Annotated in this window: 4 protein-coding genes; all 4 read left to right on the top strand. The window is 70.8% G+C overall.

The features are described 5' to 3' along the window. Positions 1–242: 242 nt before the first annotated feature. Positions 243–896, top strand: a complete 654-nt coding sequence (locus VGB60_RS13080; RefSeq protein WP_331038686.1) for a hypothetical protein — start codon at positions 243–245, stop codon at positions 894–896. Then, positions 802–2,406 carry a DNA polymerase Y family protein gene (locus VGB60_RS13075; RefSeq protein ID WP_331038685.1) on the top strand — a complete coding sequence of 535 codons (1,605 nt, stop codon included), beginning with the start codon at positions 802–804 and terminating at the stop codon, positions 2,404–2,406. The genes VGB60_RS13080 and VGB60_RS13075 overlap by 95 nt, the downstream gene beginning before the upstream one ends. Then, positions 2,403–5,684: an error-prone DNA polymerase gene (locus VGB60_RS13070; protein ID WP_331038684.1), complete on the top strand. Its 3,282-nt coding sequence runs from the start codon at positions 2,403–2,405 to the stop codon at positions 5,682–5,684. The genes VGB60_RS13075 and VGB60_RS13070 overlap by 4 nt, the downstream gene beginning before the upstream one ends. Before the next feature lie 118 nt (positions 5,685–5,802). Further along, a complete protein-coding gene (locus tag VGB60_RS13065; RefSeq protein ID WP_331038683.1) occupies positions 5,803–6,714 on the top strand; it encodes a manganese catalase family protein in 912 nt (303 codons plus the stop codon). The last annotated feature ends 5 nt before the right edge of the window (positions 6,715–6,719 follow it).

Genomic DNA, 6,719 nt, shown 5'->3' with positions numbered 1-6,719 from the left:
GCGTCGGTGTAGCGGCTCCGACCGTTTCGCACCGCGTCGAACATGACGTCCGCCACGGCCCCATAGTCGGCCGCTTGCGCCCATCGAAGGGTCCGGTGAGGCGCTGTCATCTGATTTCCCGATCCGCCGGTCTCTGAAGATTTTCCTACGGCGCAGGCGCGCCGCAGACCACATAACCGATTCTCCGTTTGACTCTCCTTCCATCAGGAACAAAGAGTGAACATCTGGATTTTCGGACTCTCATGAACGCCCTGCAGCCGTCATCGCCCGACCTGTTTCCCCAGCGGCCCGCGCCGCTGGAGGAGGCGTGCGCGGCGGGGCCGCGGGACATGGGGGCGCTGATGCGGTTCGCCCTGTCGCGGCGGCTGGACGAGGATGCGCGGCCGGTGCTGATCACCGCGACGCGGGGCTGGTTCGCCGAGCATGGGCGGCCTTATGGGCCGGGTCTTTGCGGCGCCTCCATCGTACTGGCGCCGGCCACGACGGCGGCGGAGGCCCTGTGGGCGCTGGAGCAGGCGCTGCGTTCGGGGGCCGTGTCTCTGGCGCTGGGCGCGGTCGATGGGGCGACGCTGGCGCAGACGCGGCGGCTGGATTTCGCGGCCAAACAGGGCGGGTCTGTGGGGCTGGTGCTGCCGCGCGGGCTGGACGGGCTCAGCGCGGCGCGTCGTCGCTGGCGCATCTCCACCCTCGCCAGCGCGGTCGACGCCGACGATCCCCGGGCCCCGGGGCGGGCGCGGCTGGAGGCCGAACTGGTGCGCGGGCGCGGCGAACGGCCCGGAGCGTGGATGCTGGAGCAGGATGATGAGACGCATCGTCTCCGTCTGGCTGATCGACTGGCCGATCGCGGTCTGGCGTCGATCGGCCAGACGGGCGCGCCGTCCGGCCTCGCCGCCTGACCCCGCGCTCGATCCCGACACTCCGTTCGCCCTGATCCTGAAGAACAGCCGGGGCGCGGCGGTGATCCACGCCCTGACTCCGGCGGCGCGGCGGGCGGGGCTGCGGCGCGGCCAGACCCAGGCGGACGCCTTGGCCATGATCCCGCATCTGATCTGCAGGCCCGCAGATCCGGCGGCCGACCGGCGGGCGCTGACCGCGCTGGCGGTGTGGGCCGAGCGCTGGTCGCCCTCGGTCAGCGTCGATCCGTCGGAGGACGGGCTGGAAGGCCTGTTCCTCGACCTGACCGGCGCCGCCCACCTGTTCGGCGGCGAAGCGGCCCTGCTGGAGCAGATGCGCGGCCGCCTGGCGGAGGCGGAGGTTCCGGCGCGGCTGGCCATGGCCCCCACGCCGGGCGCGGCCTGGGCGCTGGCGCGCTGGGGCGACGGGTCCGCGCTGATCGTGGGCGAGGAGGATCTGTCGGAGGCGCTGGCCGATCTGCCGGTCGAGGCGCTGCGGATCGACGACCGCACCCTGACGGCGGCGCGGCGGTTCGGGCTCAAGACCATCGGCAGCCTCTACGCCATGCCCCGGGCGGGGCTGGCCCGGCGGTTCCGCGACGAGGACGCCGTCGGGCTGGTGCGGCGGCTGGATCAGGCGCGCGGCTACGCCGCCGAGGCCCTGACCCCGGTGCGGCCGCCGCCGCGCTATCGCGTGTGGCAGACCTGGGCCGAGCCCATCGGCGATCTGGCCGGGGTCGAGGCGCGGCTGCCGGACCTCGCCGCCGATCTGGCCGTGGCGCTCGAGCGGGACGGGCAGGGGGCCAAGGCCCTGACCGCGACCGGCTTCCGCTCCGACGGCCTGACCACCAGCCTGGCGGTGCGGATGGGACGGCCGGGCCGTGACGCCGGGGTGTGGATGCGGCTGTTCCGCGAGGCCGGGCTGGGGCGGCTGGAGCTGGGCTTCGGCCTCGACGCCCTGATGCTGACCGCCGATACGGTCGAGCCGATCGCGGCGACGCAAGGGGCGCTGGAGAGCGAGGCGGCGGCGAAACAGGCCGAGGATCTCGCCGCCCTGATCGACCGGCTGAGCGCGCGCCTGGGCGAGGACCGGGTGCTGACGCCCGAACCGGTCGACAGTTGGATACCCGAACGCGCCGAGCGATTGAAGCCGGCGCTGGGCCGTCGACCGGCGCCGCTGGACGCCGGGTCGGGGCGGCGGCCGATCCTGATGCTCGACCCGCCCGAACCGGTGGACGCCATCGCCGAACTGCCCGACGGAGCCCCGGCCCGCTTCACCTGGCGCAGGCTGTCGCGGCGCGTGACCCGCTCCGACGGGCCCGAGCGGCTGTCGCCGGAATGGTGGCGGCCCCGCGCCGACGGGCGGCAGGCCCGCACCCGCGACTACTATCGCGTCGAGGATGATCAGGGCGGCCGCTACTGGCTGTTCCGCGAGGGTCTGTACGGCTGGGAATACACCGGCGCGGCGGACGAACGCGCGCCCTCGTGGTGGATGCACGGGCTGCTGCCATGAGCGGCTGGAACGGCGACTACGCCGAACTGGGGGCGATGACCAACTTCAGCTTTCTGGAGGGCGCGTCCCATCCCGGCGAGCTGATGCATCAGGCGAAGTCGCTCGGCTTGGCCGCCGTGGGCGTGGCCGACCGCAACACCCTGGCCGGGATGGTGCGGGCGCTGATGGGCGGCGAGGACGTGGACCTGCCGCTGGTGGTGGGGTCGCGCCTGGGCTTCACCGACGGGACCGAGCTGATCGTCTTCCCCCGCGACCGCGCCGCCTACGGCCGACTGTGCCGCCTGCTGTCGCTGGGCAAGAGCGAGGTGTTCGCCCCGCAGGGGGAAGACGGCGCGGACCGCATCGCCAAGGCCGAGACGCGCCTGACCTTCGAACAGGCGGTCGGGCTGGGGGCGGGGATGATCGCGCTGGTTCCCGCGCCCGAGCGGCCCGACGCCGCCTTCGAGGCGCGGCTCGCGGCATGGCGACGGGCGTGGCCGGACGACCTGTATCTGGCCGCCTCGCCGCTGTGGCGCGGCGACGACCGGCGGCGGCTGAACCGGCTGGCGGCGATGGCGAGCCGCACCCGGGCGCCGATGATCGCCACCAATGCGGTGCTGTATCACCACCCCGACCGGCGCACCCTGCAGGACGTGCTGACCTGCATCCGCGAGGGAACCACCATCGACGCGGCGGGCCGGCGGCTGCAGGCCAACGCCGAACGCTATCTGAAGCCGCCGGCCCAGATGGCGCGGCTGTTCAAGGGCCACGAGGCGGCGCTGGCGCGGACCATGGAGGTGGCGCGGGCCTGCGCGTTTTCGCTGCGGGAGCTCAGCTACCACTACCCGAACGAACCGGTCCCGCGGGGCTACTCCCCGCAGGGCTGGCTGGCGCGGCTGACGCTGAAGGGGGCGCGCATGCGGTGGCCGGGCGGCGCCCCGCCGAACATCCGCGCCACCATCCTGAAGGAGCTGAAGCTGGTCCGGGAGCTGGACTACGCCCCCTATTTCCTGACCGTCCACGACATCGTCGACTGGGCCCGGACCCGGCCCGATCCGATCCTGTGCCAGGGCCGCGGCTCGGCGGCCAACTCGGTGATCTGCTTCTGTCTCGGGATCACCAATGTCGATCCGACCCGGCAGGACGTGCTGATCGAGCGCTTCATCTCGTCCGAGCGGTCCGAGCCGCCGGACATCGACGTCGACTTCGAACACGAGCGGCGCGAGCAGGTGATGCAGTACGTCTATGACCGCTACGGGCGCGACCGGGCGGGGATCGTGGCCACCATCATCCACTACCGCCCGCGCTCGGCCATCCGCGACGTTGGCAAGGCGCTGGGGCTGACCGAGGATGTGACGGCGCGCATGGCTGACACCGTCTGGGGCTCGTGGGGCGCGAAGGTCGAGGACGAGCACGTCGACCGCACCGGCCTGAGCCGCGACGACGTGCGCCTGCGGATGGCGCTGGAGCTGACCGCCGAGCTGATCAAATTCCCGCGCCACCTGAGCCAGCACGTCGGCGGCTTCGTGCTGAGCCGGACGCCGCTGATCGAGATCGTCCCGATCGGCAACGGGGCCATGGCGGACCGCACCTTCATCGAGTGGGACAAGGACGACATCGACTTCCTGAAGCTGATGAAGGTCGACGTGCTGGCGCTGGGGATGCTGACGGCGATGAAGCGCGCCTTCCGTATGATCGGCGAGACCTATGGGCGGGCGTTGCCGGACACCGCCGCCGTGCCGGCGGAGCGGCGTGGGGTCTATCGCATGCTGCGCCGGGCCGACTCGCTTGGCGTGTTCCAGGTCGAGAGCCGGGCTCAGATGTCGATGCTGCCGCGCCTGCGCCCGGTCGAATTCTACGATCTGGTGGTTCAGGTGGCGATCGTCCGGCCCGGTCCGATTCAGGGTCGAATGGTGCACCCCTATCTGCAGCGCCGGATGGAGCGGCGGGAGTATGAGGCCCGGCATGGGGCAGGCAGCTATCGCTTCTCCATGCCCGGCTCGCGCGACGATCCGGACGAGCTGACCAAGGTGCTGCACAAGACCCTCGGCGTGCCGCTGTTCCAGGAGCAGGCGATGAAGATCGCCATGGTCGCCGCCGAGTTCACCGGCAACGAGGCCAACGGCCTGCGCCGCGCCATGGCGACCTTCCGGCACAACGGCACCATCGGCAATTTCGAGGAGAAGATGGTCGGGCGGATGATCGCACGCGGCTACGAGCCCGAGTTCGCCCAACGCTGCTTCGACCAGATCAAGGGCTTCGGCGAATACGGCTTCCCCGAGAGCCACGCCTGCGCCTTCGCCCACCTGGTCTATGTTTCGGCCTGGGTGAAGTGGATGTATCCGGACGTCTTCGCCGCCTGCCTTCTGAACAGCCAGCCGATGGGGTTCTACGCCCCGGCCCAGATCGTCCGCGACGCGCGCGAGCACAAGGTCGAGGTGCGCCACCCCGACGTCAACGCCAGCGACTGGGACGCCACGCTGGAACCGCGCCCGCGCCGCCGCCGCCGCGCCCTGCGGCTGGGCCTGCGCTCCATCGACGGCTTCCGTCAGGCGTGGGCGGAGCAGATCATGGCGGCGCGGGCCCAGCGGCCCTTCGCCGATCTGGAGGATCTGCGCCGCCGCGCCGACCTGCCGGCCCGGGCGCTGGACCGGCTGGCCGAGGCGGACGCCTACGGCTCGCTGGACCTCAGCCGGCGTCAGGGGCTGTGGGCGGCGCGGGGCGTGGCGGCGGACTCGCCGGCGCCGCTGTTCGAGGCCATGGGACTGATCGAGGCGGACGGCCGCCCGCCCGAGGCCCTGCCGCTGCTGTCGCCTTCGGAAGAGGTGGTCGGCGACTATCAGACGATCCGGCTGTCGCTGAAGGGCCACCCGGTCCGCTTCCTGCGCGAGCGGCTGGAGCGGGAGGGGGCGGTGGCGACCTCGGCCTGCGCCGATTTGGGCAACGGGCGCAGGGTCGCAGTTGGCGGGGTGGTGCTGGTGCGCCAGCGGCCCGGCACGGCCAAGGGCGTGTGCTTCATGACCATCGAGGACGAGACCGGCGTGGCCAATCTGGTGCTGTGGCCTGACGTGTTCGAACGCTTCCGCCCGGCGGCCATGGGCGCGCGGATGGTGCTGGCGCGGGGCAAGGTCCAGACCGCCGAGGGCGTCACCCATGTGGTGGTCGACCAGCTCGACGACTGGACCCCGCTGCTGGGCCATCTCAGTCAGGACCAGACTCCCGGATCAGGCCATGCCCCGGCGCGGGGACGGCATCCGCGGGATGTGCGGGTGCTGCCGGGATCGCGGGATTTCCACTAAAGGGCCAAGGTAAGGAGATCAGATCAATAATGAGAACGCCGCTCAACTAGCTTCGCTTTGGGAACGACTTGGGCAGCTCGCGCTTCAACGGGCATCGTCCAATAATGAGAGCGCCCAAATGTTCATGCACAACAAGCGGCTGATGTATACCGTCAGGGTCGCGGAGCCCAATCCTGTCCTTGCCAATATGATGCTGGAGCAGTTCGGCGGCGCGGACGGTGAACTGGCGGCGGCCATGCGGTACTTCACCCAGGCGCTCGCCGAGGACGACGCGGGACGCAAGGACCTGCTTCTCGACATCGCGACGGAAGAGCTGAGCCACCTCGAGGTGATCGGGTCCATCGTCGCCATGCTGAACAAGGGCGCCAAGGGTCGTCTGGCCGAGGGCGTTGATAAGGAAGCGGATCTGCTGATCCAGCTCAACGCCGGCGGCGACAGTCACATCACCAGCCTGCTGTATGGCGCCGGCGTTCCCGTGACCAACTCCGCGGGCGTCCCGTGGACGGGGGCCTACGTCGACAGCCGCGGCGAGCCAACCGTCGACCTGCGGTCCAATATCGCCGCCGAGTCCCGCGCCAAGATCGTCTACGAACGCCTCATCAACATCACCGACGATCCCGGCATCAAGGACGCCCTCGGCTTCCTGATGACGCGCGAGATTGCGCACCAGAAGTCGTTCGAAAAGGCGCTCTACTCGATCGAGAACAATTTCCCCACGGGCAAGCTTCCGGGCGTGCCAGCGTTCACCGACAAATACTACGACATGTCGCAGGGCGCCGAGAACCTGCGCGGGCCGTGGAATGAAGGCGAGCAGTGGGAGTTCGTCGATGATCGCGAGGCGCAGGCGGCCGTTGACGGCGGAGACGGTCAGGCGACCGTAAAAGTCACTCCGGCGGACAAGAAGCTGCTGGCAGCCATGGCTGGCCGGACACTGTCCGATCCCGCCGTCAATCCAGTCACGGGCGCCGACCTCGGGGCGGGGCCGGGCGCGGGCAAGATGACGCCGATGGAAGAAGTAGAACCCGCATAGCCGGA

The sequence above is a fragment of the Brevundimonas sp. genome, from assembly GCF_036399195.1.
Classification (GTDB): Bacteria; Pseudomonadota; Alphaproteobacteria; order Caulobacterales; family Caulobacteraceae; genus Brevundimonas.
The sequence above is the reverse complement of the archived record's forward strand: the minus strand, read 5'-3'. Positions and strand labels throughout refer to the sequence as shown.